This is a genomic window from Rhodanobacter sp. BL-MT-08 (assembly GCF_054161255.1).
This window is the reverse complement of sequence record NZ_CP167872.1, coordinates 1591878-1617330: the sequence shown is the minus strand read 5'-3', so window position 1 is coordinate 1617330 and position 25453 is coordinate 1591878. Positions and strand designations below refer to the sequence as shown.

At 61.2% G+C, this 25453-nt stretch carries 26 protein-coding genes; 16 read left to right on the top strand and 10 right to left on the bottom strand.

What is annotated here, in order from left to right; genetic code table 11:
• Positions 1-43 precede the first annotated feature (43 nt).
• The gene (locus tag ACDK93_RS07000; protein ID WP_458071886.1) at positions 44-1780 is read left to right on the top strand and encodes a serine hydrolase; all 1737 of its coding nucleotides are present in this window, start codon (positions 44-46) and stop codon (positions 1778-1780) included.
• 167 nt (positions 1781-1947) lie between these two features.
• Here ACDK93_RS07000 and ACDK93_RS06995 read toward each other — a convergent pair whose 3' ends face one another.
• Positions 1948-2172, bottom strand: a complete 225-nt coding sequence (locus ACDK93_RS06995) for a hypothetical protein (protein ID WP_458071885.1) — start codon at positions 2170-2172, stop codon at positions 1948-1950.
• Positions 2173-2397: 225 nt separating this feature from the next.
• Between ACDK93_RS06995 and ACDK93_RS06990 the strand changes: the two genes are divergently transcribed.
• The gene (locus tag ACDK93_RS06990; RefSeq protein ID WP_458071884.1) at positions 2398-2811 is read left to right on the top strand and encodes a DoxX family protein; all 414 of its coding nucleotides are present in this window, start codon (positions 2398-2400) and stop codon (positions 2809-2811) included.
• A 164-nt stretch (positions 2812-2975) separates the two neighbouring features.
• Here ACDK93_RS06990 and ACDK93_RS06985 read toward each other — a convergent pair whose 3' ends face one another.
• Positions 2976-3182, bottom strand: coding sequence for a hypothetical protein (locus tag ACDK93_RS06985; RefSeq protein WP_458071883.1), 207 nt, complete (start codon positions 3180-3182; stop codon positions 2976-2978).
• A gap of 156 nt (positions 3183-3338) precedes the next feature.
• Between ACDK93_RS06985 and ACDK93_RS06980 the strand changes: the two genes are divergently transcribed.
• Together ACDK93_RS06980 and ACDK93_RS06975 are read left to right on the top strand one after the other, a co-directional pair.
• On the top strand, positions 3339-3560 hold the full coding sequence (locus tag ACDK93_RS06980; RefSeq protein ID WP_458071882.1) for a hypothetical protein: 222 nt from the start codon (positions 3339-3341) through the stop codon (positions 3558-3560).
• Positions 3561-3616: 56 nt separating this feature from the next.
• Positions 3617-4549: an SOS response-associated peptidase family protein gene (locus ACDK93_RS06975; protein WP_458071881.1), complete on the top strand. Its 933-nt coding sequence runs from the start codon at positions 3617-3619 to the stop codon at positions 4547-4549.
• Between the two features lie 116 nt (positions 4550-4665).
• Here the strand turns inward: ACDK93_RS06975 and ACDK93_RS06970 are convergent, their stop codons facing one another.
• Both ACDK93_RS06970 and ACDK93_RS06965 read right to left on the bottom strand, forming a co-directional pair.
• Positions 4666-5067 carry a hypothetical protein gene (locus ACDK93_RS06970; protein WP_458071880.1) on the bottom strand — a complete coding sequence of 134 codons (402 nt, stop codon included), beginning with the start codon at positions 5065-5067 and terminating at the stop codon, positions 4666-4668.
• A gap of 138 nt (positions 5068-5205) precedes the next feature.
• A complete protein-coding gene (locus tag ACDK93_RS06965) occupies positions 5206-5808 on the bottom strand; it encodes an STM3941 family protein (RefSeq protein WP_458071879.1) in 603 nt (200 codons plus the stop codon).
• A gap of 256 nt (positions 5809-6064) precedes the next feature.
• Here ACDK93_RS06965 and ACDK93_RS06960 point away from each other — a divergent pair, with 256 nt between their 5' ends.
• The gene (locus tag ACDK93_RS06960) at positions 6065-6274 is read left to right on the top strand and encodes a hypothetical protein (RefSeq protein ID WP_458071878.1); all 210 of its coding nucleotides are present in this window, start codon (positions 6065-6067) and stop codon (positions 6272-6274) included.
• A gap of 41 nt (positions 6275-6315) precedes the next feature.
• Here ACDK93_RS06960 and ACDK93_RS06955 read toward each other — a convergent pair whose 3' ends face one another.
• Positions 6316-6861 (bottom strand): contractile injection system tape measure protein, encoded by a 546-nt coding sequence (locus ACDK93_RS06955; RefSeq protein WP_458071877.1) that lies wholly within the window; start codon positions 6859-6861, stop codon positions 6316-6318.
• 156 nt (positions 6862-7017) lie between these two features.
• Here ACDK93_RS06955 and ACDK93_RS06950 point away from each other — a divergent pair, with 156 nt between their 5' ends.
• A complete protein-coding gene (locus ACDK93_RS06950) occupies positions 7018-7659 on the top strand; it encodes a hypothetical protein (protein ID WP_458071876.1) in 642 nt (213 codons plus the stop codon).
• 102 nt (positions 7660-7761) lie between these two features.
• Here the strand turns inward: ACDK93_RS06950 and ACDK93_RS06945 are convergent, their stop codons facing one another.
• Positions 7762-8967: an IS4 family transposase gene (locus ACDK93_RS06945; RefSeq protein WP_458071875.1), complete on the bottom strand. Its 1206-nt coding sequence runs from the start codon at positions 8965-8967 to the stop codon at positions 7762-7764.
• A 366-nt stretch (positions 8968-9333) separates the two neighbouring features.
• On the opposite strand from ACDK93_RS06945, the gene ACDK93_RS06940 reads away from it, so the two are divergent.
• The 5 genes from ACDK93_RS06940 to ACDK93_RS06920 all read left to right on the top strand — a co-directional run bounded on the left by ACDK93_RS06940 (position 9334) and on the right by ACDK93_RS06920 (position 15590).
• The gene (locus tag ACDK93_RS06940) at positions 9334-11718 is read left to right on the top strand and encodes a DNA translocase FtsK (RefSeq protein ID WP_458071874.1); all 2385 of its coding nucleotides are present in this window, start codon (positions 9334-9336) and stop codon (positions 11716-11718) included.
• 225 nt (positions 11719-11943) lie between these two features.
• Entirely contained in the window at positions 11944-12381 is a 438-nt protein-coding gene (locus tag ACDK93_RS06935) for a lysozyme inhibitor LprI family protein (RefSeq protein ID WP_458071873.1), read from the top strand.
• A gap of 243 nt (positions 12382-12624) precedes the next feature.
• Positions 12625-13269: a hypothetical protein gene (locus ACDK93_RS06930; RefSeq protein ID WP_458071872.1), complete on the top strand. Its 645-nt coding sequence runs from the start codon at positions 12625-12627 to the stop codon at positions 13267-13269.
• A 257-nt stretch (positions 13270-13526) separates the two neighbouring features.
• Positions 13527-13973: a lysozyme inhibitor LprI family protein gene (locus ACDK93_RS06925; RefSeq protein WP_458071871.1), complete on the top strand. Its 447-nt coding sequence runs from the start codon at positions 13527-13529 to the stop codon at positions 13971-13973.
• A 33-nt stretch (positions 13974-14006) separates the two neighbouring features.
• The gene (locus ACDK93_RS06920) at positions 14007-15590 is read left to right on the top strand and encodes an XVIPCD domain-containing protein (protein ID WP_458071870.1); all 1584 of its coding nucleotides are present in this window, start codon (positions 14007-14009) and stop codon (positions 15588-15590) included.
• 24 nt (positions 15591-15614) lie between these two features.
• Here the strand turns inward: ACDK93_RS06920 and ACDK93_RS06915 are convergent, their stop codons facing one another.
• The 4 genes from ACDK93_RS06915 to ACDK93_RS06900 form a co-directional block, all read right to left on the bottom strand.
• Entirely contained in the window at positions 15615-15770 is a 156-nt protein-coding gene (locus ACDK93_RS06915) for a hypothetical protein (RefSeq protein WP_458071869.1), read from the bottom strand.
• A gap of 145 nt (positions 15771-15915) precedes the next feature.
• Positions 15916-16113, bottom strand: coding sequence for a hypothetical protein (locus ACDK93_RS06910; RefSeq protein WP_458071868.1), 198 nt, complete (start codon positions 16111-16113; stop codon positions 15916-15918).
• The gene (locus tag ACDK93_RS06905) at positions 16076-16615 is read right to left on the bottom strand and encodes a hypothetical protein (protein WP_458071867.1); all 540 of its coding nucleotides are present in this window, start codon (positions 16613-16615) and stop codon (positions 16076-16078) included. The genes ACDK93_RS06910 and ACDK93_RS06905 overlap by 38 nt, the downstream gene beginning before the upstream one ends.
• A gap of 3 nt (positions 16616-16618) precedes the next feature.
• The gene (locus tag ACDK93_RS06900; RefSeq protein ID WP_458071866.1) at positions 16619-20188 is read right to left on the bottom strand and encodes a methylmalonyl-CoA mutase family protein; all 3570 of its coding nucleotides are present in this window, start codon (positions 20186-20188) and stop codon (positions 16619-16621) included.
• A gap of 291 nt (positions 20189-20479) precedes the next feature.
• On the opposite strand from ACDK93_RS06900, the gene ACDK93_RS06895 reads away from it, so the two are divergent.
• The 5 genes from ACDK93_RS06895 to yccS all read left to right on the top strand — a co-directional run bounded on the left by ACDK93_RS06895 (position 20480) and on the right by yccS (position 25395).
• Entirely contained in the window at positions 20480-20812 is a 333-nt protein-coding gene (locus ACDK93_RS06895; protein ID WP_458071865.1) for a YXWGXW repeat-containing protein, read from the top strand.
• 112 nt (positions 20813-20924) lie between these two features.
• On the top strand, positions 20925-21284 hold the full coding sequence (locus ACDK93_RS06890; protein WP_458071864.1) for a YXWGXW repeat-containing protein: 360 nt from the start codon (positions 20925-20927) through the stop codon (positions 21282-21284).
• A 158-nt stretch (positions 21285-21442) separates the two neighbouring features.
• Complete coding sequence (locus ACDK93_RS06885; RefSeq protein WP_458071863.1) at positions 21443-21796, top strand: YXWGXW repeat-containing protein; 354 nt, start codon at positions 21443-21445, stop codon at positions 21794-21796.
• Positions 21797-22032: 236 nt separating this feature from the next.
• The gene (locus tag ACDK93_RS06880; RefSeq protein WP_458071862.1) at positions 22033-23136 is read left to right on the top strand and encodes a Glu/Leu/Phe/Val dehydrogenase dimerization domain-containing protein; all 1104 of its coding nucleotides are present in this window, start codon (positions 22033-22035) and stop codon (positions 23134-23136) included.
• 78 nt (positions 23137-23214) lie between these two features.
• Positions 23215-25395, top strand: coding sequence for a YccS family putative transporter (gene yccS, locus ACDK93_RS06875; protein ID WP_458071861.1), 2181 nt, complete (start codon positions 23215-23217; stop codon positions 25393-25395).
• The last annotated feature ends 58 nt before the right edge of the window (positions 25396-25453 follow it).

Below are 25453 nucleotides of genomic sequence, written 5' to 3'. Positions count from 1 at the left end.
TTGATTTTTGTTGCGACTACGCCCTCATCGACACAGCGTTCGCTTGGTTTGCGCACCATCGCGGCGGCAACAACGCCTGATATCATCGGGCGCGGTATCCGCTTGGACGCACGATATGTACCTGAAGCGCCTGTCCTTATCCCTCATCTTCGCTGCCACCGTAGCGCCGATTGCAGTAGCCGCGACCACGCCGGCGCCACTGCCGCCTCGCATTGAACAAGCCATCCCAGCGCGCATCGCCAGTGGCGAATATCCAGCCATGGTGGTGGCGGTTGTCGACGGCGATCGCAGCCATGTGTATGGCTTTGGCAAACTCTCCAACGGCAAACCGCCCGGCGCCGACACGGTGTTCCAGATCGGATCCATCACCAAGACCTTTACGGCCACGCTCCTCGCCCAGGCCATCGAGAAGGGCGACGTGACGCTGGATACGCCTGTCGCGAAGCTGCTGCCCGCTTTTAAAGTGCCGTCGCGCAACGGCAAACAGATCACGCTGGGCGAGATCGCGTCGCAATTCTCGGGCTTGCCGAGGTTGCCCAGCAACCTCGATCTGACCAACTTGCAGGACCCCTACGTCGACTACGACGCGTCCAAGCTGGCAAGCTTTCTCGCGGGTTATACGTTGCCGCGCGATCCTGGGGAATCGTACGAGTATTCGAATCTCGGCTTTGGACTGCTCGGCTATGCGCTCGCGCAGCACGCCGGAAAACCCTATGCCGAGCTGTTGCAATCGCAGATCCTGGCGCCGCTCGACATGTCCTCGAGCAGCACCACGTTCACACTACCGCTCGACCCACGTTGGGCTATCGGCCAGGACCAGGAAGGCAAGCCCGCGCAACCCTGGCATCTGGGCGTACTGGCAGGCGCTGGCGCAATCAACAGCACCGGCGCCGACATGCTTCGCTATTTGCAAGCCAACATGGGGCGAGGCCATTACCCGCTGCAAAGCGCAATGCGTCTGGCACACAAGCCGCTGCGGCCACTCGGCGCCGAAGGAAACATCGGCCTCGCCTGGATGACCCGTCACGACAAGGCTGGCGACGTTATCTGGCACAACGGCATGACGGGCGGCTATGCGAGTTTTATCGGCTTTACTGCCGACGGCGAACGCGGCGTGGTGATCCTCACCAACGTCGCACAGTCCGTGGATGATCTCGGCTTCGCCACGCTGCTGGCCGATGCGCCGCTGGCGCCTGCAGAAAAGGCGATCGCCATGTCGCCTCAGCAACTCGACAAGTACATCGGCGACTACCAGCTTGCACCGGGGTTCGTGCTCAGCGTATTTCGCAGCGAGGACCAGTTGAAGGCCAAGGCGACTGGCCAGGGCGCCATCTCCATTTTCCCCAGTGCGACAGGCGCTTTCTTTGCCCGCGTCGCCGGCATCCGGATCGACTTTCAGCGCGACAAGAATGACAACGTGGTCTCGCTCGTTCTGCATCAGAACGGCCGCGATACAACGGCCAAAAAGCTTGACGCCTCCGCCATCGGAAAAGCGAGCGGTCGTCCCACGGTGAATCTCGATGCGAGTACGCTCAAATCGTACATTGGGCGCTACCAGCTTGCGCCGAGTGCCGTCTTCGACATCACTTTCGAAAGCGGCCAGTTGAAAGCGCAATTAAGCGGACAGCCGGCCTTTCCCATTTATTCCAGCGCCAAAGACGAATTCTTTTACACGGTTGTCGATGCGCAGCTTTCGTTTCAGCGCGATGCGCAGGGCAAGGTCGAGGCCGTGGTGCTGCACCAGAACGGAAAGGACCGGCGCGCGCCGCGCGTGCCTTGAGACAGGAAGCGAACAATCACAGCGGCAGCGTTCTAATTCCCGACGGACGAGTCAGACTCCACTAAAGCCGGTGGGAGGCTGTTTCCGTTGTGAGTAAATCAGCTTTCGCAAGCCATGCAGGTAAGCGGTACTGACCGGCAAGCTTCTGGCCACGAGTATTGCGCCGATCAAAGCTCCGGCACTTCTCCTGACTCGAACAGCACGCGCGGTGTGCCATAGTCGCCGCTGTCCTCGTCCACATCCATGCTGTAGGCGACGACGCCGGCGTGTTTGTCGGCCAGCAGCGCTGCCCTGCGTGCAGCCTCATCGGCCGTCTTGAACTGCAAAACCTGGCCTGGTTTCAGGCCGTTCCTCACCCGGTCGAACGGCTGCACTACGTGGATCGTTTCCATGTTTCTTCCCGGGGTGGTAATGCGTGTGAGTGGTTCGAAGATCGGCAGGCGGGCCGGTGCGCGTTTCTTTAAGAACGTGCACTCTGATCCAAGAATCAGAGCCCGGGGGTTCTACCGGCTAACGCAGACGCTGCAACGCCGTTCGAATCTGTCAAAGTGGTTCCCTGCCCATCGCGTTCAACACCGCGCGTCAACGCAACCTCAACAACCACCGGAGCAAGCATCGTGCGATACACACTCTTCGAAAACCGCAGGGACGAACTACTTCTCATCGCGCGCGTATTGCTGGTGATCCTGTTCGTGCTGTTTGGCTGGAGCAAGCTGACCGGCTTTTCAGGAACGATCGCCTATATGGCAACGGAGGGTGCGCCCCTGCCAACCATCGCGGCCGTTATCGCCGTCGTCATGGAGCTACTTGTGGGCATCGCGATCGCCGTGGGTTTTTACACGCGGCCGCTGGCCTATCTGCTCGTTCTATACACGCTGGCGACCGCCTTCATCGGACATCACTATTGGACCATGCCCGATGCCGAGCGCATGGCGAACATGATCAATTTCTACAAGAACCTGTCGATCGCGGGTGGGTTGCTATTGCTGTGTATCGCCGGGCCGGGCAAATACTCGCTCGATCGTCAGTAATCGATCACATCGGGTAACAGCCCGTTCGCGTCGCGAGTGTGCGGGCAAGGGGCTCTGCCCTGCCCGCTGCGTGGCTATTGCTGCATCAAACTCAACGCCGTTCGAGCAGCACCTGTGAACTTGGGTTCGTGTTGAACACTGTCGAACAGATGTCGCAGCGAAAATCACACGGCCCGCAGCGGACGGCGACCCCGCAGAGGCGCGCCGTGTACTTGCCCGATTTGCGCGTTGCAGGTCGTGAGTATCACAAAGTCCGCGGACTGGTTCATATAGGCGGCATGCTCGCGCGCCTGCGCTTCGGTCTTGAAGTGCTGCGGCTTCAGTCGATGCCCCTGATGAAACCCGCACACCACATACGTTGCCACGTCCATCGCCATCTCCCATGAGGTGCGCTGAGTTTGTAGGGCAAATGTGTCAGGAGATGAGACAAGGTTTCGTGCAGAGGCCATCGATTGTCGCAGGCGGGTCCGTTGATCCGCTATTGACGCCGCACAGCGCTATGCTCGAACTCTCATTGAGGAAGCGCCATGGCGGTATCACGCCAAGAGTTGCAGCGGCGCCTGGCAAAGCTAGAAGCCGATATGCCGGAACTGATAGCCCGATATCCCGACCGGGATGATTTCCTGGCCGAGTTTTTCGCGCGCGCGTATTCGACGATCGACGCCGTCACGCTGAGCGAGGACGCTCTGGCGTTCAACGAGATCGATCGCATCCTGCAAAAGTTCGGGTACAGGGCGCGGGGCGACTGATCCCGCCTCGCCGATCGGCGTTATCCTCGAGGCATCCACCCTTCTGGACCACGGCGATGTGCTACTCGGCGCAAATCTGGTCGGACTATCGCAAGTACGAGTACTTCGGCGGCGAACTCAGCATCAAGGAGTACACCCGCCTTTTCTGGGAGCGGCGCCAGAGCGGCGACTGGGTGCGCAAGCTGCCCAAGGCCATGCGGGATGCTTTGACCCGGCCGCGCAGCGTCGAGGAAATGGAGCTGGCCAAGCTAGTTGCCGAGGGCAACCGCGAGGCGGCCGAGGCCATCCAGACCGAGCTGCAGGCACAGACGCTGCGACTCGAAAACGCCGAGCGCGTGCTGGCCAGCGCCAAGCCCACCAAGAAAGCCGCCAACGATCAGCGCATCGCCACCGACAAGGTGTCCCGCGCGCGGCGCGACTTAGATGACCTGCAGCGCAAAGAGCTGCTGCCACGCGACGAGCGCATCTATCCCGGCACGTACGCCACGGTGATGATGGCGCAACAGGGTCGTAAGGTCATCGTGCCCATGCGCTATCAGTGCCGGCTACCCGGCTGGACGGAAGCGGTCGAGCGGAAATACCCCGGCACCTACAACGCGCGCCGCGACAGCCTCGGCACCGCTTGGCGTGCGCTGTTTGGCTACAAGCATGCGTTGATGGTGGTCGATCGCTTTTATGAGCACGTCGAGCGCGACGGACAGGACGTGGTGCTCGAGTTCGTGCCGCAGGATCAGCAGCCGATGCTGGTGGCCTGCCTGTGGAATCGCTCGCCTGCGCAGGGCGATGCGCCAGAGCTGCTCTCCTTCGCCGCCATCACCGACGAGCCACCGCCCGAAGTCGCCATCGCCGGCCATGACCGCTGCATCATTCAGATCAAACCCGAGTACGTCGACGCCTGGCTTAATCCGGACCCCAACAACCTCGATGCGCTGCAGGCCATCTTTGATGACAGGCCGCGGCCGTTTTATGAGCATCGTTTGGCCGCGTAGGCTTCCAAAGCTGGGCCGCCCAGCAGCTGAGAATGTTTTGCCACGCCAGCAAGAGATCTGAGGGAAGAGTGAGCTTTGAAACCTGACTAGAAATTATCTCCGCCAACTTTTCGTCATTACTGCCAGTAACTGGCTTTGCGTTTCAGATGGACGATCTCTTTGCTGCCTGAGAATGAGCCGGTCAACTCTTTCGCGCCAATCGTTCCTGAAAAGCTTCCTCTTGGATCGGCTGTTTTTGGCACGACGAAGGTGATTGATGTTCCGGATATCGTCGCCGGCACCACGACAGGCGTTATGGGTTCGCCCTCGCTGGATTGGTAAACCACGAAATAGCCATCATGGGCATAGGTGATGAAGACTTCCGTACCGAGGAGATCGCCGCCCTCGTCGTTGTATTGCATGTCCGAAAACATGCCGGTCGGCTTCGGCTTCGCCTGCTTGCTGTCAGGAGCCGCTGCCGCTGAAGAAGTAATCCCGAGCGCCAGCAGTATCAAGCCTATATAGATCATCCGTTTCATCGTAGTGCTCCCAAAGTTATGGCTAGACATCGCCCGGTCCCGCTGCCCAAACCTATGCTTGGACCGTTACAAAACTGGGGTCTACTAAACCGGTACGAAACCGGTGTGAGAGTCGACTTTCTACCGGCACAGCACAATTTAGAGTCGACTCTGACCCCAGTTTTCGATGGACAACTTGTCGTCCACTGGCGACAGGTGCGCCCCACCGATATACGACTGGATTGCCGCAACTAATTCATCCGCACCGGCATCCATCCCTTTCGTGGCGAAATAGACATCCCCCATCCCCATAGAACGAGCGTAATTAGCAATATAACCGGCAATGCGGCTCTGTTTGCGTCTCAGATCGCCGGGATTCTTGACGGACAGGCAGACGTAGTCGACCTCGACCTGACCGAAGCCGTTCGCAATCTTCTGCTCATATTTCCAGACGCGTTCGATGTCGCTCCAACCTATCGGACATCCCTTCCAGCCTCGTACCCATATCCCTCCCTTGTCCAAGAGAATCCGCGGGCGCGTGTCAAAGAGAGAGGCCAGGATGACAAGTCCTCCCAATCCGAAAAAACCAATGCACAAGATGCCGATCCAAACGTCCTCACGTGACTCAGAATGCGTCGAAAGACCCCACACCCCCAGGGCTGTGAATGCGGCGCAGCCAAGAACCGCGAACAATGTTTTCGGTACAGACCTCTTCACTTCAATGGGAAGACCGCCAGCAAGCCCTTGTCCCAATCTCGACATAGTTTCCCCTTTTTTTTGATGACCACCTCACGCATTGCTTGCGCATTCTTGTCCCCGGAAGAATCGTGCATCAAAAACCTCTGAACCGAAAGCGGGGTCGGGGTCGGGGTCGGAATTGACTTTACACCGGCACGGCACAATTTAAAGTGCACTATGACCCCAGTTTTCCCTCAGCTCACCGGAAATCGGTGCGTTGGCCTTGTTTGGTCGAGCGAACTATTTTCGCGTTGTAACTGCACAACGACGGTGTGACCTGGTGGACACCGACTATTTCAATGCGATAAACCAACGGTTCGAGAACGCTCGCCAACAACTGACGGCGAAATTTGGATATAACGAATTTCCAGTCGACAAACCTGTCGACGCTCCCATTACGCTTGTACCCTGTGAACGCGCAACGCTGAATTCTTACGGAAACCACGTATCTGAAATTGAACAGCTGCTACGCCAGTTGCCTGCCAATTGAGCGTTCGATAGGGAATGGAGACACGCAACCATCGCGCGGTTTCACCATGTGACGTGGATCGGATAGATCATCCACGGATGATCGATGACCGAGAAATTCCAAGGGATCTGATCTATCAGCACATCGAGCGTATTGCGCTGCACTTGCAGCGTCCACCGACCGTCACGTAGTTGCAGCCGCCCTTCGCGTTGCAGGAACGTTTCGCGCAGACTCGCCAGCGAGGTTTCGCGTAGCGCGGCCCAGCTGGCGGCTGCCGCATGCAACAGCTGATCACACACATCGAGATCTGCCTGGGCAGCTGTGATCGACGGCGCGACCGGCTGGGCCGTGGAATGGCCACAGAGTAATTTGTTGAGTGCGAGTTCGGACTCCGAGGAATCTAGACGGGTACTAACGCAATACTGCAAAAGGTGCACAGCCCGCGATAGCGGCTCACCGTCGGGAATGTGCTGCCGGCCGGCGTCGGTTTTAATTAGCAATCCGAGCTTTTCAAACAACGTTGGCAGGTAAGGATTTAGCAGCACCAGCCCAGCATTGCCGATACGAAGCGAATGCCCCAAAGAATCCGGATTGTTTTTTATATTCACTTCTTATCACCTGAAAGGCCAGCTTACCGCTGGCGACCCTGATTTATCGGATCGCTGCGCACGCAACGAACCTCTCAGGGAAAGCGCACCTCTACTCCTGTTTGGCTCATGTATGGTGCGATATTGAATGAGTGATATTGAAAGAGCGCCCACGACATGGAACCGACGAAGCTTACGTTTGAGGCGCTGGACGCAAAGATCGAAGCCGTACCACAATCTACATCGGCTAAAGCGGCATTTCCAAAGAAAGCCAAATGGGGCTATTCAGCAGCAGCTGTCGGTGCACTTTTCAGTTTTCTCTGCGTCGAGTTGCTTCCAAGCAACGCGATCTACACCGTAGTTTTAGCTTCCATCGGTTTAGTCGTGGAAATAGTAGGTGTCATCGTGTCTGGCATTTCCCAAATGCCGAAGACCTGGCCGACCTTTGCCAGCGAGCGTCGAGATTTCGCCAAGCAACTGGACTTTGACTTGCCTCACCATCTGGCGCTCGTCGAGTGGCTACGAACCTTTCCGCTAGATCAACGCGAAGCACTGAGCGAGTTCGTCAGTTATCGTCATGATCGAATGCAGGAGAAGCTTCCTATGCTCACGGGGAGCATTGAGAAAATCGGGGCACTGCCAATCGTCATTGCACTCTACCTGCAGTTCAAGGACATGCAGTGGCCGCCACATCCAAGCTGGGTGGAAGTCTTGCTGATTTTCGCGTTAGTTTTTGGATATTGGCTGAGCGTGATGCAGATCAGCGTGAGACTTCGGCTTCAGCTCTACGATAAGTTACTTAGCAAGTCGCTCACGTAGCTCCCTGCAGATAACGCCGAAGACAAAGATAGGGAATCAAAGTCCACTTTGTCCTTCCCCTTTTGAGAAAGTGCACTCTGACCCTGAGGTTTCCCCACGTTTTCATGGTGGCACACCCAGTTGATCCAGCAGTTGTGAGCTCGGGTGTCGTAGCTGATCGATGAGTTCGCTCAAGCGCGTACTCGACCATCGTCGCACAAGTGCCTCGCGACCCAGTCGCATCACTGAGTAGAGGCGTCGTTTGGATCGGAACGGCGCGAGCCAGTCGTCGATGCCGCAGCTTTCGCAGGCCATGCCAACAAGCCAGCTTGCAAAAGCGGCCATCGCGCTGAGCAGCAAGAGCACTTCGATGCGCACACCTTTGCGAGTGAGGCTGTCTTCAAAACCCTGCCCGTAGCGATGGGATTTCAGGTCACGGAACGACAGCTCGATCTGCATGCGTCGTCCGTATAGCGTGATCAGCTGTCGCGCACTGAGTTTCAGCGATGGGGAGGCTACCAGCAACCACGGTTCGCTTTCGCGCTGGGCGTTTTTCCGGCTATGGGAATTGCATGCTGGCGCACCCTGCCGATTGCGATGCTTGCGTCCTTTGGGCGGTTTGGCGTGCAACACCACACGCGACGTCAGTGGCTTGCTGCGCGCGACTTGCATGGCACCAAAGTCGCGCGGACCACGCGTCGCCAGACCGTACATGGCTTTGCACGTGACCCACTCATCCGACTCATCGGGCACGTCGATGGGCTTGAGATACGTGGTGTTGCGCAAGCGTCCTAGCCATTGCCAGCCCATTGCTTCGACCGCCCTGAACCATGGGCCGCGAAAGCCGGCATCGGTGACCAGAATCGGGTGGGCGTCGTCGGGCAACACCTGAGCCAACCGTTGAAGAAACTGCTTTTCTCCCTTCGGTGAGCTCTGCTGCCCGCCAGGAAACACCATGTCGAGAATCGGCAACGAACGGCCACCCACGGGAATCGCTGCGCGCAGGAGATGCCAGCTTCGGTCGGCCTTCAGATCCGACCAGTCGATGACGATGGTGGGTTGCTTGCTGCGCACCAACCAACGCGCCATGTCCTTGTAGACATGCTCGCGCTCGATATACAGATGACGGTTGCCCAACAGTCGATCGAGCGCCTTCAGTGGTGCACGCACACGCTCAGCATCAGGCCATGAGCGCGCCAGATCGATCAGCGTCAGGCGGCTTCCGCGGATCATCGCCTCGACGGCGCGCAACAGCACACGGCGACGCAACGCATGCATCGAACCGAGTGCGTCGCGCAGACACTTTTGCAATACTTCGGTCGCGCGCATGGTGTGGTCTCCTCTGGCTTCGTAACCCGTGAGGAATGACCGCATCATGCGCGCACTGTTCCTTCAATCTTCGTGCAACGTGTTGATTGAGCGAGGGGATTCGTGGGGAAACCTCAGGGTCAGAGTCGACTTTTCAGTAAAGAGTAATCTGCCGCCCGTTTCATGACCCCCGTTTTCTTTTCAAGCTTGCTCCGTGCCGCACTCCCCAAGTCTCGAGTTTCCCAGATTCCCAGGCCATATCACGCCACGGTGTGTCAATCGCAGCGCGATCTAGGGTTACGTTCTTCGCCTTCTTTCGCGAGCCATACCAAACGCATCGGTTAAGATCACAGGTCGATTTCAACCAAGAACGGCGCTGCAGTACGCATGATGATCTACGTTTTCGCGGTAATGGTTCTGTTGGGTACGTGGCTTCTGTTCCGCCTGTGGAAATCCTCGTCGAACCACCAAAAACGCAACACGCGCCGGGCTGCCCGTCCATCCGCACCCGCGCGCCGCAAGCAGGCCGGCAAGGTCGAGAAGAAACATGCTCGCGGCAAGCACGCACCGGCTAAACGCAGGCATGCGCCACAACCGATCGGCAAGCCGCAAGCCACGCCCGAAAAAACGATGGCCGACGCCTTGCCATCCCATCGGCCGCCGACGGCACGGCCGGCGAGCCGCGCCACCGAATCACCCATCCTGATGACCCGCGTCCGCCCGCCGGCAACATCGACGGCCGGCATCGTTCGCGCCCTGAGCAGCGCGCACCCGGTCGACACCGGCCCGACCGCGTCGGCACCGACCGCGGCACCATCCTCGGTTCGGTCTGAGCGGGCATTTATTGAAGCGATGGCGGCTTCTGTCGAATCCGTACCGCCGACATGGCCGACGGCAGCCTCCTTCGAACCCGCGCCGATCTCGCCTGAGGCCGTGACCTACCCCGCGCCGTCGATCACGGTGCCGACAACCGTACATGTCGGGCCCGTGCCGGCCCTGTCCGAGGCGGCGACCCGCGCAGAGCCAGCGCCAACCGAGCTGGACCCACCGGCGCCTGTCGAACGGGCAACGGTTGAGCCACAGGAACAAAAGCCGGCCACTGTCGAGATAGAGCGGCCGCTCGCGACGCGGGCCCCCGTGCGCGTTATCAAGCCAGTGCCACCGGTGAGCGCACTGCCGGCAACGCTGCGCACGGCCTCCAACGATGGACACGCGAGTGATACCGATGCGGAACCCACCGTGCCGACAAGCCACGCCATGGCCGCTGCGAGTACCCAGCCCAGGCGAGCGATCGAACTGCCTCCGCTGGACCTGCTGACGACCGCATCCGAAGAGGTCGATGCCGAACCGGCCGAGGTGCTGACCGCGACGGGCGAGCTGATCGAACAGCGCCTGCGCGAATTCAAGGTGCCGGTGACGGTGGTGGGCGCCTCGGCGGGCCCGGTGATCACCCGCTACGAAGTGGAACCGGCCGTCGGCGTGCGCGGCAGCCAGATCGTCGCCCTGATGCGCGACCTGGCGCGCGGCCTGGGTCGCACTTCCATCCGCGTGGTCGAGACGATTCCGGGCAAGACCTGCATGGGCCTGGAGCTGCCGAACGAGCGGCGCCAGATGATCGGGCTGGCCGACATCCTGCGCTCCGACGCGTATCGCGAGCATGACTCGCCGCTGGTGCTGGCGATGGGCAAGGACATCACCGGTGCGCCGGTGGTAACCGACCTGGCGCGCGCGCCGCACATGCTGGTTGCCGGCACCACCGGTTCGGGCAAGTCGGTGGCGATCAACGCGATGATCCTGTCGATGCTGTACAAGGCCACGCCCGACGAAGTGCGGATGATCATGATCGACCCGAAGATGCTGGAGCTTTCGGTGTACGAGGGCATCCCGCATCTGCTCGCGCCCGTGGTGACCGACATGAAGCTGGCCGCCAACGCGCTCAACTGGTGCGTTGCCGAAATGGAAAACCGCTATCGGCTCCTGTCCGAGCTGCGCGTGCGCAACCTGGCCGGTTACAACCAGAAGATCCGCGAGGCGCGCGCCGCCGGCACGCCGCTGAGCAACCCCTTTCCGACGCACGTCGAGACGCCGGAGCTGCTCGATACGCTGCCGCTGATTGTGGTGGTGATCGACGAGCTGGCCGACCTGATGATGGTGGCCGGCAAAAAGATCGAGGAACTGATTGCACGACTGGCACAGAAAGCGCGCGCGGCCGGCATTCATCTGATTCTGGCCACGCAGCGCCCTTCGGTGGACGTGATCACCGGGCTGATCAAGGCGAACATCCCTACCCGCGTCGCGTTTCAGGTGTCGTCCAAGATCGACTCGCGCACCATTCTCGACCAGATGGGCGCCGAGTCGCTGCTCGGCCAGGGCGACATGCTGTTTCTGCCACCCGGCACCGGCTATCCGCAACGCGTGCATGGTGCCTTCGTCGCCGACGACGAAGTGCACCGCGTGGTTGCCCACCTCAAGCAATACGGTGCGCCGGACTACCGCGAAGAAATTCTCGCCGGTCCGCCATCGGAAGCGGCCGCTGACCTGTTTGGCGACGAAGCCGCCGACGCCGAACTCGATGCGCTGTACGACGAAGCCGTCGCCTTTGTGCTGCGCAGCCGCCGCGCCTCGATCTCCTCCGTGCAGCGCCAGCTGCGCATCGGCTACAACCGTGCAGCACGCCTGGTCGAGACGATGGAAGCCGCCGGGCTGGTGTCGTCCATGGGCCACAACGGCGCACGCGAGGTACTGGTGCCAGGCCCTGGCGATGCGATGTGAAAAGTAGCGATCGAACCGGGTCGATCACATGGCAAAACATGGGGCGAGAGTCGACCTCCACCACAGCACTCCGCAAGCGGTCTAACAAGGTCTGCCGCCAAGCTCCGGTGACAGGCTTTCCGGAAGGAATGCCAGAAGCTATCTTTCGATAACGTCCGCTTGTGCCATCCAGCGCGGACGACGCAACGTCGACTCGAAGGAAAATAGTTAGGACAAGGAGAAGCCATGAAAATCGTAAAGACGCTCGTAACGTTCGCCCTGCTTGCTTACGGCACCGCATCTCTCGCTGCCGATACCTTGAGCCAGCGCATTCAGCGACACGCGCCGCGGGGCATTACCGCTACGTTCTATTCCTGTATCGACCAGGCCGACTCGAATGCCATCGGGAGCGGCGCGTGCCTGTCTGCCGAAAAGACCCGACAGGACCATCGATTGAACACCACCTACCAAGCGCTACTCGGCAAACTCGATCCCAAGGCAAAATCAGCACTGGTGATTGCCGAACGGGAATGGGTGAAATCGCAGGACGCGACCGGTCGTTTCGAAGACGCACTGTACGGCGAAGAAAGCGTCGCGAATCTCGAGGTGTCACAGAACGAGATATTCCGCATCTGTGAACGCGCCAACGCCCTGGAGATGTATCTAAGCGTTGCCAGCATTTAGCGAGCGCAAGTCGATTATCCGCGCGCAGCAGCTGGGAGATTGGCGAGACAACCAATACGTCCATCCACCGCACTGAGGTCCCAGAGCGACTCATCAAGAGAGCCGGTGTCGCCTCGACTGTCGTCTCGATTGCCGGCACGCTATTCGCCCACAGCTTTTCCCGAGTGCGCTCACATTACGCCGCAAAATTCCGGTGGTAGGCTTCCACAAAGGATTTCAGCGATAGTCTTTCAAGGAGTTCCAATGATGCTCATGCCAAGCCTCTTGCGGTCTCAGCCGTACCGCATCGCTCTTATCGCGGGCGCAATGCTCTTCGGACATGACTCGGTGGCAGCAACCAGCGCTCCACCGCCTGCTGTACCGGATGATGTAAGAGCGCTTGTCGCATCGACCGACACCCTGCTCGCCTACAAATCAGCCGATCTCTATAACGATGGTATGCAGTCGGCGGTGATGGTGATTCGACACCCGGTGACTGGAAAAAGCGATTACGACTTTGATAGCAATCCGTGCGAGCTTGTCGTTCTGCACCGGCAGAACGGCAAGCTCGCCGAAACCGATCGCAGTAAGAAGGCCGTGGATTGCACGTACAACGACGTAGCACGCAATGCTCCCGCCCTGTCGTTGAACGACAACGTCACGCTCGCGCCAGCCAGCATCGTGTACGTCAACCAGAAGGACGAGGGCGACAGCACCTTCTACTTCGCATGGTCGAAGGACAAGAACGCTTGGTATCTGCAGCGCGCTACGGCATCGAATCCTGACGGTAACCATGTGTCCAACGTCAGCGCTTCGTATCCGGGAAAGTTGCCTTGGGCGACGATGTCGTCGCTCGAACCGGACGCGATAGCCGCAGTTCTCGCAGAGCAAGCAAAGGCCAGTCGGTAAGTACCGTTTGTCGGATCGAACCGTAAGCAAGGCACCATTTTGGAGCAGCCTAAGAGAGCGATAAGCACACTCACCACCTTCACGCTACTTGCCTACACCGCATCGCTGCTGGAGTAGTACCAACATGATCGACAAAATCCGAGGAAGTCTGTTGAAAATGGATCGATTCAAGCAATGAGGACAAAACGATGAAGAAGGTACGGAAAACGTTGCTATTGGCGTTGGGCTGCGCAGTATTTGCGGGGAGTACCATGGCCATGGCAACACCACCAGCAGCCTTGGCGAGCAATCAGGACACCATCAACGGCGTCGCCATTACACCTGGCGTGGAGCGTCTGTCCTATATTTCGACCAAGTACTACGGGATTCGACCGGCCTACGATACGTGCCTGAAGGAAACCCAGGGACACTTGGCCGATCAGGGTGACTGCGCAGACACCGAGTTCAAGTACCAGGACGAACGGCTCAACAAGGCCTACAAAGCGCTGACCAACAGCCTCAGCGGCATGGACAGGCAGGCTGCCGTGGATGCGCAACGTGCATGGCTCGCCTTCTTCGCCAAAGACTGCTCGGCACGCGCCGCGCGCTTCGGCTCGAACAATGCCCCCGCCACCGAGTCGATCTGTCGCATGGAAAGCACAGCCATACGCGCACAGCAGCTGGAGGACTGGCGAAACAGCCTTTCTGCCAACCCATCGCACTGAGACTACGGATCACCCGACTAAAAGGAGTTTGTCATGAGTAATCGTTTATTTTCTGGCGGCGACGGCCTCGCACCGGGCTCTATGGAGCACGAAGCGTACGAGATCATGATGAAAAGCGAGCTGCATAATGGGCAGGGTGCGTACGAGATTGGCAATGCCGGCGCAGCGGCGAGTGGGCCCAGCTTCGGGCCATTTCAGTATGACGTAGGAGCCAATCAAGACGGTCGCCATCTGCTGGAGTCGATCGCCGCAGAGGCTACCGATGCGCAGGGCCACCGCATCATTAGCGCCCAAGAGCTAACGAGCATCAAGAGCCATCTCTACAAGCCGTTCAATACTTTCACGGAGGCCGACCGCGCTGTTTACGCGCAGATGAAGCCAAAGCTGGATGCTGCACTGAGCTCCGACGAGGGCGTGCGTGCTGTCAATGCCGACTTCGTTCCAGGCATACAGAAAAAGGTCACGGACATGAGGGCCGTGGTCGACGGCATGACCACGGAGCCGAATAAGACCTTTGTTCAAAACAGCGACGTCGCCCAGTTGATGATCATTGATACGAAGAATCAGTACGGTAGAGCGGTGAACAATGGACTGAAGGAATTCGTAAACCGGACGAAGGACGATCCGGCGATGAACATGCCCGGGCGTACCGATGGAACCACCATCAAGGTAGAGGGCGAGTTCGGCCTGGATGATATGGTTCGCTACAAGCTCGAAACGCAATACGGCCAAAACGACCAAGGCGCGAAAGACGTACTACGGCGCATCTCGCATTGCGTAGAAGCGGCTGGCGTTGAGAAGGTAAAGGCTAGCCTGTCCGCAGAAGACAAAGCGTTTTTTGAGACTGGCCTCGAAAAGTACCTGAAGGATCACGGGCGCGACACGAAAATACTCGACGATCCCGAGCTGAAGGCGCTGGCTGAACTCGGCGGCAAGGACCGCCATCAAAAGCATTCGCGTGTCAACGACGATATGCAGAACGCGCACTCGTTGCTTCGTGAAGGGAGCAAAGGCGCCGAGGTGAAAGCACTGCAGAGCGAACTCAAAGCATTAGGTTACACCGACTCGCGTGGCCGCTCATTGCATCCCGATGGCGACTTCGGTCCGGGCACAAAGGCCGCCGTTGAAAAATTCCAGCTTGCGAATCAGCTAGAGGATGATGGCGTTGCCGGACCAAATACGCTGAAAGCTATTCAAAAAGTAGTCCAATCGCCGAAGCTCACGCTCGCCGACGCCACGCACCCAGGGCACGGGATCTACCAGCAAGCCCAGAGCGCAGTGCATCGCCTGGATGCCGAACACGGGCGAGCGCCGGATCAGCGCAGCGACAATCTCGCGGCCGCGGTGGCCGTCGCCGCACAAGCCAAGGGCATGAGCGGGGTCGATCATGTTGTGTTGAGCCAGGACGCCCAGCGCGCGTTCGCCATCCAGGGTGATCTGAATTCCCCGCACAAAAGCTACGCCCATGTCGACATAACCCAGTCCGTCAATACGTCTGTCGCGCAGAGCAGCGCGCAGTGGCAGCAAAACGCCCAGCAGGCCACTCAGGCTCAGACCGCGCAGGCGATGCAACAGGCACAAAATCCGCAGCCCGCTCAGCCGGCGATGCAGCGCTGAGCACTGGGACGAGCTCGCCCCAACTCAGGCCGCTTCAACATCGTGCCGCACATCGCCTGATGCCTGTAAACGCCGATGCAGCGACTCGGCACTGAGGTCGAATCCGTTAGGCCACGCCAGCGCACCCAGTTCGATGAAATAGCTTGAAAAGAACGACGGATCGCTCAGAGGCGCCGTCATTTCTGTGGCCGCTTAGATAAACGGAGCAACATCGAACACGCCGAACGAACCGTCGGAGAAGCGCAGCAACAGCCGATAGCCGTCTTTTGACTCGACGGCTTTCAGTTTCATAGTTGTGGAATCCCGACGTTTGATGTTCTTGGCATCAAAGCCTGTAAAAACCGCCCGTGCTGCGCTCGGTCATCGGCCATACCGGGCATAAGGCCTCCACTGCCTCCATCAACTCCATCCAGTCTGAAAGATCGCCCCTGCCTGCTTGGCTGACGTCAGGCACATCGCCACCGATGAGCGGTTCACAAACACCCTTATCGGTCGTCGTTGGCGATTTCAGCGAGTAATTCATCCAGCATCTCCTCGCGCTCGAACAGCGAAAAATATTCCTGTACCTCGGTCATATTGAGCCGACCGCGCTGCGCGCGCAACAGCGCACGGATATCGTCCAGATCGCGCGTGCGGGAAGGATTGTTGACCAGCGCCTGCAGCTTGAATCCAATCAAGCCCTCAGCGCTGATCACGCGCAGCGAGCCCATCGCGGTGCTCCGCTCGATGGCTTGCGCCAGCAGACGCCTCGCCACCGGCCGATGCGCGTACAGCAAATCCAGCCCTTCATCGTCGCGGACATAGTTGGCGGCGTCCTCGCTTTGATGGACGCATCGATAGCCCAGCGCGAGAAGAATATCGTGTAACTGGGCAGCATCATCGGCATCAGCAAGAAAATCCACGTCACGCGTCGCCCGCACGACCTGATGCGCCGCGAGCGCGAGGCCGCCGATCAACGCAGGCGTGGTCTTGCAGCCAACGAACGCGGCAACAGCTTGCTTGATCTGTTCGACCAGACGCGACATGGCTTACATGTTGCGCCGATATTCGCCGCCGACGTCGTAGAGCGCGTGCGAGATCTGCCCCAGCGAGTTGTACTTCACCGCTTCGATCAGTTGCTCGAACACGTTGCGGCGATCGCGCGCGGTGGTCTGCAGTACCTTGAGGCTGTCGGACGCGAGTGCGTTGCGCGCTTCGCCGTAGCGTTTGACGTTGGCGATCTGCGCGCCCTTCTCTTCTTCGGTGGAGCGGATCAGTTCGATTTCGGTGGCGATTTCGCCGCCGTGATCCTTGGGCAGGAAGGTGTTGACGCCGATGAGGGGTAGCGAGCCGTCGTGCTTTTTATGCTCGTAGTACATCGACTCTTCCTGGATCTTGCCGCGCTGGTACATGGTGTCCATCGCGCCGAGCACGCCGCCGCGTTCGCTGATCGCTTCGAACTCTTTATACACGGCCTCTTCCACCAGGTCGGTGAGCGCGTCGACCACGTAGCTGCCCTGCCATGGGTTTTCGTTGAAGTTGAGGCCGAGCTCCTTGTTGATGATCATCTGGATGGCCACGGCGCGGCGCACGCTTTCTTCGGTGGGCGTGGTGATGGCTTCATCGTAGGCGTTGGTGTGCAGGCTATTGCAGTTGTCGAACAACGCGTACATGGCCTGCAGCGTGGTGCGGATGTCGTTGAACTGGATCTCCTGCGCGTGCAGCGAGCGGCCCGAGGTCTGGATGTGGTACTTCATCATCTGGCTGCGCGGGCTGGCGCCGTAGCGCTCGCGCATGGCGCGCGCCCAGATGCGCCGGGCCACGCGGCCGATGACGGTGTACTCCGGGTCCATACCGTTGGAGAAGAAGAAGCTGAGGTTGGGCGCGAAGTCGTCCACCTTCATGCCGCGCGCGAGGTAGTACTCGACGATGGTGAAGCCATTGCTCAAGGTAAAGGCGAGCTGGCTGATCGGGTTGGCCCCGGCTTCGGCAATGTGATATCCGCTGATGGACACCGAGTAGAAGTTGCGCACCTTGTGGTCGACGAAATACTGCTGGATGTCGCCCATCATGCGCAGCGCGAATTCGGTGGAGAAGATGCAGGTGTTCTGCGCCTGGTCCTCTTTGAGAATGTCGGCTTGCACGGTGCCGCGCACGTTCTGCAGGGTGTGCTGCTTGATGCGGGCGTAGGTTTCGGCATCGACCAGCTCGTCGCCGGAGACGCCGAGCAGGCCCAGGCCCAGACCGTCGTTGCCCTTGGGCAACTCGCCGAGGTACTGCGGGCGCCGCACGTTTTTATAGAGCGCGGCGATCTTCGCCTCGGCGGCGGCCCAGCGGGCTTCGTCTTCGCGCAGGTATTTTTCGACGTTCTGGTCGATGGCGGTGTTCATGAACATCGCCAGGATCATCGGCGCGGGGCCGTTGATGGTCATGGAGACGGAGGTGCTGGGCGCGCTGAGGTCGAAGCCGGAGTAGAGCTTCTTCATGTCGTCGAGCGTGGCGATGTTGACGCCTGAGTTGCCGATCTTGCCGTAGATGTCGGGCCGCGGGGCCGGGTCTTCGCCGTACAGGGTGACCGAGTCGAACGCGGTGGACAGACGCGTGGCCGCGCCGCCCTGGCTGAGGTAGTGGAACCTTCGGTTCGTCCGCTCTGGCGTGCCTTCGCCGGCGAACATGCGGGTGGGATCTTCGCCGCTGCGGCGATACGGATACACCCCGCCGGTGTACGGGTAATGGCCTGGCAGATTTTCGCGGCCGAGAAAGCTCACCAGCTCGCCCCAGTCCTTCGACTTGGGCGGCGAGACTTTCGGAATTTTCTGGTGGCTGAGCGACTCGCGATAGTTGTCGACGCGGATGACCTTGTCGCGCACGGTGTACTCGTTGAACTCCTTGGTTACCGAGTCGTAGAGCGACGGCCACGCGCGCAACTGTTCGATCGCGTCTTTGCTCAGCTCGCCGAGCGCGGCGTTGTAGCGCTGGCGCAGGGTGAGCAGGCTGCGGTCGACCGCCTGCGCATCGTTGCCGATGTGCGAGAGCAGATCGGTGGACTGATACAGGTCGAGCGCGGGCGGCAGCTTGTCGTCGCCGAGCTCTTTCAGCGCTTCGTAATAGTGCTGCGCCTTACTGGCGTACTCGGCCTGCTTCTGGATGCCGGCATTGATGCTGCGACCCTGCTCGGCGATCTCGGCGAGGTAGCGCACGCGCTGGCCGGGAATGAGCACGGTGGCGCGTGGCTCTTTCAGCGTGGTGTCGAGGTTGGGCAGCCAGTTGCAGCCGGGGGAGGAAAGAAAAACGGGGTCAGAGTCACTTTTCGACCCTCCATGCCGATTGCCCTCAACATTCTCGCCCGAAAAGTGACTCTGACCCCTTTTTCCTTTCTCGCGCATCAGCCGGCACAGGTTGGCAAACATCCAGGTGACGCCCGGGTCATTGAACTGGCTGGCGATGGTGGGATACACCGGCACGTCGTCGTCTTTCAGGGTGAAGGCGGTGCGGTTGCGCTTCCACTGCTTGCGCACGTCGCGCAGGGCGTCTTCCGCGCCGCGCTTGTCGAACTTGTTGAGCACGATGAGCTCGGCGTAATCGATCATGTCGATTTTTTCGAGCTGGCTGGCGGCGCCGTATTCGCTGGTCATCACATAGACGGGAAAGTCGACCAGGTCGACGATTTCCGAATCGCTCTGGCCGATGCCGGCGGTCTCGACGATGACGAGGTCGTACGGCTGGCTCTTCAGAAAATCGATGCAGTCGTGCAGCACGATGCTGGTGGCCGCGTGCTGACGGCGCGTGGCCATGGAGCGCATGTACACGCGGTGGCTACGCAACGAGTTCATGCGGATGCGGTCGCCGAGCAGCGCGCCGCCCGAACGGCGACGCGTCGGATCCACCGCGAGCACGGCGATGCGCATCTCGGGAAAGGCGTGCAGAAAGCGCAACAGCAGTTCGTCAACAACGCTGGACTTACCCGCGCCGCCGGTGCCGGTGAGACCAAGTACGGGCGTCTGCTTGCCGGCCAGCGCCCACTGCTTGCGCAGCAGCGCGAGGTCGGCGTCGGCGAGCTTGCCCTCTTCGATGGCGGAGAGCATGTGGCCAATGGAAATTTCGTTGTCGATATCGGCCGTGGGAACGCCCGCCGTTTCACTCTGCGCGCGTTCGGCCGCGCCGGTGCCGGCGCGCGCCATCACGTCTTCGATCATCTCGGTGAGGCCGAGCTTCATGCCGTCGTTGGGGTGATAGATGCGCTCGACGCCGTACGCCTGCAGTTCCTTGATCTCTTCCGGCGTGATGGTGCCGCCGCCGCCGCCGAACACGCGTACGTGGCCGGCGCCGCGCTCGCGCAGCATGTCGACCATGTACTTGAAGTACTCGACGTGGCCGCCCTGATAGGACGACAGCGCGATCGCGTCGGCGTCTTCCTGCAGCGCCGCGCGCACCACGTCTTCCACCGAGCGGTTGTGGCCGAGATGGATGACCTCGGCGCCCTGCGCCTGGATGATGCGACGCATGATGTTGATCGCCGCGTCGTGGCCGTCGAACAAGCTGGCGGCAGTGACGAAGCGCAGCGGCGTGGCCTCGGCCTGCGTGTCGGTTTCGGGAACGTGCTTGGCAGGCGTACTCATGGCGCAACTCCGACAACTGACTTTGGTAGACCGCACATTCTAGTGGGCGATGGTGAGATCGTCGTGGTGCGCTGCGAGCACGGCGCGCAGCGGGCCGTCTCGAAAACTTGCTGCAGCACAGCATCGTCGTCGCATCGACGAGTCTGCATAGCTTGCGGCGCTGCCGTGGCCCGTCGCGGCATTCTGCGCTCCCGGCTCGAACCTGAACGAGCGCATCGCAAGAAGTCAACAGCAGACGCCGCGCCCCGTTACTGTTTTCGAAGCCGCATGGTGCGGCCGGGAGATGAAACGATGAAAAGCATGCCTCTCAAGCTGGCCCTGGTTGCCGGACTCGGTCTGGCCTTTGCCGGTGCCACCACGTACGCACCGCCCGCATCAGCACAGGTATATGTGACAACCCGCATTGGCGTGGCACCGCCGCCGCCGCGCTTCGAGCGCATTCCGCGGGCTCGTCCGGGCTACATCTGGGCGCCGGGTTACTGGCGCTGGGACGGTCGCCTGCATCGCCACGTCTGGGCCGGCGGTTACTGGGTTCGCGCCCGTCCGGGTTACGTGTGGCACCCGGCCTATTGGGACCACGCTCCCGGCGGATGGCGCTTCCGTCAAGGCTACTGGGCGCGCTGAACGCGCAACAACCTGCGATCGGTGCGCGGCTGTCGGTATGACCGCCGCCCACCGACACTAGGCGCACTAACCACTTTACGTTTCTCAACCTACTCAGGGAATGCATACGACCATGTCGATTCGTCTTTTGGCCGTTACGTCGTTAGTTGTTGCCGCGGCGCTGGCCAGCGGCTGCGTGGAGGAACGGGTCGTGCACGACCGTCCGGTGTACGTGCAACAGCAGCCACCGCCGCCGCGCGAATATGTAGAGGTGGTCGCGCCGCGCCCGCCGCCGCCGGTGATCGTGGAGAACGTGCCGCCGCGCCCCGGCTATATCTGGGCCCGCAGCTACTACCGCTGGGATGGCCGCCAGTACGTTCTGGTACGCGGTCACTGGGAGCCGGTGCGTCCGGGCTACCACTACGTGCACCCGCACTGGGAGCAGCGACCGGACGGCTGGCACTGGCGCGCGGGGGTGTGGGTCGTCGGCTGATCCTCAGCCACCAGCCGCGCTCGGATGAAAACGCCCCGCCCGCCGGGGCGTTTTCTTTTTCACCGGGCAACACCGCCTGGCGCGCTGTCGGCACCCGTTACGGCGCGATAGACTGCGAGACCTGCACGCCCTACGGCCCACTTTCGGAATTGCACGCCATGCTCAATCGCTCCGCTGCCCTCGTTATGCTGACCCTGGCCGCCGCGCTCGCCGCCGGCTGCGCCGAGCAGCCGTCCAACGGCAGGCCGGTAGTGCATCGGCCGCTGTTTGAAAGCACGTACTCGCACGATCTGGTGGCGCCACGGGAACCGCCGCCGTTCGTATTCGAGGCGGTCAAGGACCGTCCTGGTTATGTCCGGGCGCACAGCTACTGGAAATGGAACGGCAAGGATTTTGTTTTCGTGCCCGGCGAGTGGATACCTGCCAAGCCGGACTACCGCTACGTGGACGCCCGCTGGGAGCGGCACGGCGACGGCTGGCATTTCAAGCCCGGGTATTGGCTGCCGCTGTAATGTCCAGCCCGGTCACGGCACGCGCATGATGCAGCGCGTTACCGTTTCGGCAGGGGGACGTATTAGACTTTCGCGCCTGATTACCCGCCGCGGCCTCGGCCGGGGCTTTGCATGCTGCGCTTGTCCAATCCCGATCACGCGGGTCCCGTACCTATTCGGCGTTTCCTTTTCCGCTGCCTTCTGATGCCGCTCGACGCTTCGAACCGGCACCGTCCTCTATGGAGTCAACCGTTCCAATGATTTTCGAAACCATTGCCAACACCGGTCACGAAGAAGTCGTGTTCTGCCAGAACAAGGACGCCGGCCTCAAGGCCATCATCGCCATTCACAACACGGTGCTGGGCCCCGCACTCGGCGGCCTGCGCATGTGGCCGTACAAGAACGAGCAGGAGGCGGTGAACGACGTGCTGCGCCTGTCGCGCGGCATGACCTTCAAGAACGCCGTGGCCGGCCTGAACCTGGGCGGCGGCAAGGCGGTGATCATCGGCGACCCGAGCAAGGACAAGTCCGAGGCGCTGTTCCGCGCGTTCGGCCGCTTCGTCAACTCGCTCAACGGCCGCTACATCACCGCCGAAGACGTGGGCATCGACGTCAACGACATGGAATACGTGTTCCGCGAAACCGAATACGTGACCGGCGTGCATCAGGTGCACGGCGGTTCGGGCGACCCGTCGCCGTTCACCGCCTTCGGCACGCTGCAGGGCCTGATGGCCGCGCTGCAGTTCAAGTACGGCAACGAGGACGTGGGCAAGCACAGCTACGCCGTGCAGGGCTGCGGCCACGTCGGCATGGAGTTCATCAAGCTGCTGCGCGAACAGGGCGCCAAGGTATTCGTCACCGACATCAACAAGGAGCTGGTGCAGCGCTGCGTCGACGAGCTGGGCTGCGAAGCGGTTGGCCTGGACGAGATCTACGACGTCGATGCCGACGTGTATTCGCCGTGCGCGCTGGGCGGCACGGTCAACGAGCAGACCATCGACCGGATCAAGGCCAAGGTGATCTGCGGCGCGGCCAACAACCAGCTGGCGACCGACGCCATCGGCGACGAGCTGTTCCGCCGCGGCGTGGTTTACGCGCCGGACTATGCGGTGAACGCCGGCGGCGTGATGAACATCTCGCTGGAAATCGACGGCTACAACCGCGAGCGCGCCATGCGCATGATGCGCACGATCTACTACAACCTCGGACGCATCTTCGAAATCAGCAAGACCGAAAACGTGCCAACCTATCTGGCCGCCGATCGCCTGGCCGAGGAGCGCATCAACGCCATCGGCAAGATCAAGCTGCCGCACATGGGCAACAACGCCACGCGCTTCCAGGGCCGTATGCGCGGTCAGTAAGCCGCGTCGCTGAAGCTCTTCAACGCCGGTCTTTCGAGGCCGGCGTTTTTCATGCGCAGTCCGCCGGAACGGTCACGTATGCTGGCAACCGTGAATACGCCTTTCCACCCTACTTATCGCTGGCGCCGGCTGCGCGGATCGGACCGCTTTGCCGAGTGCGTGCGGGTGTTTCTGGCACTCGGCGGCATCGTGCTGTGGTGCGTGATCAGCCACCGGTTTGCGGTGGCGATACCAGCGATGCTGGGCGCCATCGCCTGCGCGCTGGCCGAGACGGAAGACCACTGGCGTAATCGCCTGGGCACGCTGCTGGTGACCATGGCCTGCTTCGCCATCGCTGCCTTTGCGATCGAACAGCTGCTGCCCTATCCGCTGCTGTTCGCCACCAGCCTGCCGATCGCCACGTTTCTACTGGTGATGCTGGGCGCGGTGAGCGGCCGCTACGCGACCATCGCCGGTGCCACGCTGATCTTGTCGATCTACACGATGATCGGCGCGGATCAGCCCGGCGCGCACGCGCTCAACCCGTGGCGCGAACCATCGCTACTGCTGGCCGGCGCGGCCTGGTATGGCGTGCTGTCGCTGGGCTGGAGCATCGTCTCACCGCAGCAGGCGATACGGCACGCGCTCGCGCGGCTGTTCGATAGCCTGGCCGATACGCTGGATGGCAAGGCCGCGCTGTTTGCGCCGCTGCCCGGCGTCGATCGCGAGGCGCTGCAGCTCGCGCTGGCGCTGCAGAACGAACAGGTCGTGACCGCGCTCAACGATACCCGTCTGGTGCTGATCGATCGCATCGGCACGCGCCGACCGCGCGGCGCCACCGCCGCGCGCCTGCAGCTGTATTTTGTGGCGCAGGACATCCACGAGCGCATCAGCTCTTCGCACTATCCGTACGACGCGCTGGCCGAGGCGTTCTTCCACAGCGACGTGCTGTTTCGCTGCGAGCACCTGCTGCGGCTCGAAGCGCAGCAGTGTCGCCGCCGCGCCGACACGCTGCGGCTGCGGCTGCCGCTGGAGGACGACGTGCAGGCAGCCACTGCGCTGGCCGACGTGCATGCCGCAGTCGACGCGCTGCGCGAGCAGCCGCGTGCGCCGGCCGCGCATCTGCTGCGCGCGCTCGACGGCCTGTTGAAAAACATGTCCGCGATCCGCCAGCAGCTGGGCGGCGACAGCCGCGTGACCACGCCGGTCGACGATAGCGACAGCGCGCTGCAGGATCCGGGCCCCGGCTCGCTGACGGACGCCTGGTCACGCATTCGCCTCCAGCTCACCGCCAGCTCGCGGCGCTTCCGCCATGCGCTGCGGCTGGCGATCGCGCTGTTGGTCGGGTACGGCGTGCTGCACGTGGTGCATCCGCAAAACGGTTACTGGATTCTGCTGAGCACGCTGTTTATCTGTCAGCCCAGCTACGACGCCACGCGGCGCCGGCTATTCCAGCGCGTGGCCGGCACGATGCTCGGCGTGATCATCGGCTGGGCCGTGCTGCAGCTGCTGCCGTTTGGCCCCGCCCAGCTGCTGCTGGTGGTGATCAGCGGCGTGGGTTTCTTTGCCGCGCGGCAGCGCTCGTACGCGCTGGCGACGGCGGCGATCACGATCTTTGTGCTGCTGTGCTTCAACCAGCTCGGCAGCGGCTACGAAGTGATGTGGCCACGGCTGCTCGACACACTGATCGGTGCCGCCATCGCTGCGATGGTGACGTATTTCATCCTGCCCGACTGGCAGGGGCGGCAGCTGCATCACGTGATCGCTGACACCATAAAAACCGACGCGCGCTATCTGAGCCAGGTGCTGGCGCAATACGCTTCCGGCAAGCGCGACGACCTGGCGTACCGGATCGCCCGGCGCGATGCGCACAACGCCGATGCGGCGCTGGGCGGCATGCTGGCGAGCATGCTGCGCGAGCCCGACCGGCATCGGCAGGACAGCGAACCGCTGCTGCACTTTCTCACCGCCTCGCACCGGCTGCTCGGCCACCTCTCCACGCTGGGCGCGCATCGACGTGCGATCACCTCCGCCGACGTGCTGCGGGCGGTGACGCAGGCCGGCGACATCACGACGCAGGCGCTCGACCGCCTCGCCGATGCGCTGGCCAGCAATACGCCGGCCACGCGCTTTGGAAACAGCGACCCTTTGTTCGTGGCGCTGGACGCCAACGGCGCCGAGGACGATATTGCCACGCTGGTGATGGGACAGCTGGCGCTGGTGCTGGCACTGCACGACGAGCTGGCGGAGCTGGGCGTGGCGCTGTATCCCGAGGCCTGATTCGCGCGTTTGCGCAGCTGCGACCATCGGTTTCACGGCGATAACCCGGCCAGGTTGT

Bases quoted from the DNA above. Each gene is read 5' to 3' on its own strand.
- ACDK93_RS06890 (WP_458071864.1), top strand. From the start codon at position 20,925: ATGTCGATTCGTCTTTTGGCCGTTACGTCGTTAGTTGTTGCCGCGGCG.
- ACDK93_RS06950 (WP_458071876.1), top strand. From the start codon at position 7,018: ATGGAACCGACGAAGCTTACGTTTGAGGCGCTGGACGCAAAGATCGAA.
- ACDK93_RS06940 (WP_458071874.1), top strand. From the start codon at position 9,334: ATGATGATCTACGTTTTCGCGGTAATGGTTCTGTTGGGTACGTGGCTT.
- ACDK93_RS06880 (WP_458071862.1), top strand. From the start codon at position 22,033: ATGATTTTCGAAACCATTGCCAACACCGGTCACGAAGAAGTCGTGTTC.
- ACDK93_RS06910 (WP_458071868.1), bottom strand. From the start codon at position 16,113: ATGAATTACTCGCTGAAATCGCCAACGACGACCGATAAGGGTGTTTGT.
- ACDK93_RS06895 (WP_458071865.1), top strand. From the start codon at position 20,480: ATGAAAAGCATGCCTCTCAAGCTGGCCCTGGTTGCCGGACTCGGTCTG.
- ACDK93_RS06980 (WP_458071882.1), top strand. From the start codon at position 3,339: ATGGCGGTATCACGCCAAGAGTTGCAGCGGCGCCTGGCAAAGCTAGAA.
- yccS (WP_458071861.1), top strand. From the start codon at position 23,215: ATGCTGGCAACCGTGAATACGCCTTTCCACCCTACTTATCGCTGGCGC.
- ACDK93_RS06995 (WP_458071885.1), bottom strand. From the start codon at position 2,172: ATGGAAACGATCCACGTAGTGCAGCCGTTCGACCGGGTGAGGAACGGC.
- ACDK93_RS06885 (WP_458071863.1), top strand. From the start codon at position 21,443: ATGCTCAATCGCTCCGCTGCCCTCGTTATGCTGACCCTGGCCGCCGCG.
- ACDK93_RS06900 (WP_458071866.1), bottom strand. From the start codon at position 20,188: ATGAGTACGCCTGCCAAGCACGTTCCCGAAACCGACACGCAGGCCGAG.
- ACDK93_RS06965 (WP_458071879.1), bottom strand. From the start codon at position 5,808: ATGTCGAGATTGGGACAAGGGCTTGCTGGCGGTCTTCCCATTGAAGTG.
- ACDK93_RS06975 (WP_458071881.1), top strand. From the start codon at position 3,617: ATGTGCTACTCGGCGCAAATCTGGTCGGACTATCGCAAGTACGAGTAC.
- ACDK93_RS06935 (WP_458071873.1), top strand. From the start codon at position 11,944: ATGAAAATCGTAAAGACGCTCGTAACGTTCGCCCTGCTTGCTTACGGC.
- ACDK93_RS06985 (WP_458071883.1), bottom strand. From the start codon at position 3,182: ATGGACGTGGCAACGTATGTGGTGTGCGGGTTTCATCAGGGGCATCGA.
- ACDK93_RS06920 (WP_458071870.1), top strand. From the start codon at position 14,007: ATGAGTAATCGTTTATTTTCTGGCGGCGACGGCCTCGCACCGGGCTCT.
- ACDK93_RS06905 (WP_458071867.1), bottom strand. From the start codon at position 16,615: ATGTCGCGTCTGGTCGAACAGATCAAGCAAGCTGTTGCCGCGTTCGTT.
- ACDK93_RS06970 (WP_458071880.1), bottom strand. From the start codon at position 5,067: ATGAAACGGATGATCTATATAGGCTTGATACTGCTGGCGCTCGGGATT.
- ACDK93_RS06925 (WP_458071871.1), top strand. From the start codon at position 13,527: ATGGCAACACCACCAGCAGCCTTGGCGAGCAATCAGGACACCATCAAC.
- ACDK93_RS06915 (WP_458071869.1), bottom strand. From the start codon at position 15,770: ATGACGGCGCCTCTGAGCGATCCGTCGTTCTTTTCAAGCTATTTCATC.
- ACDK93_RS06930 (WP_458071872.1), top strand. From the start codon at position 12,625: ATGATGCTCATGCCAAGCCTCTTGCGGTCTCAGCCGTACCGCATCGCT.
- ACDK93_RS06945 (WP_458071875.1), bottom strand. From the start codon at position 8,967: ATGCGCGCGACCGAAGTATTGCAAAAGTGTCTGCGCGACGCACTCGGT.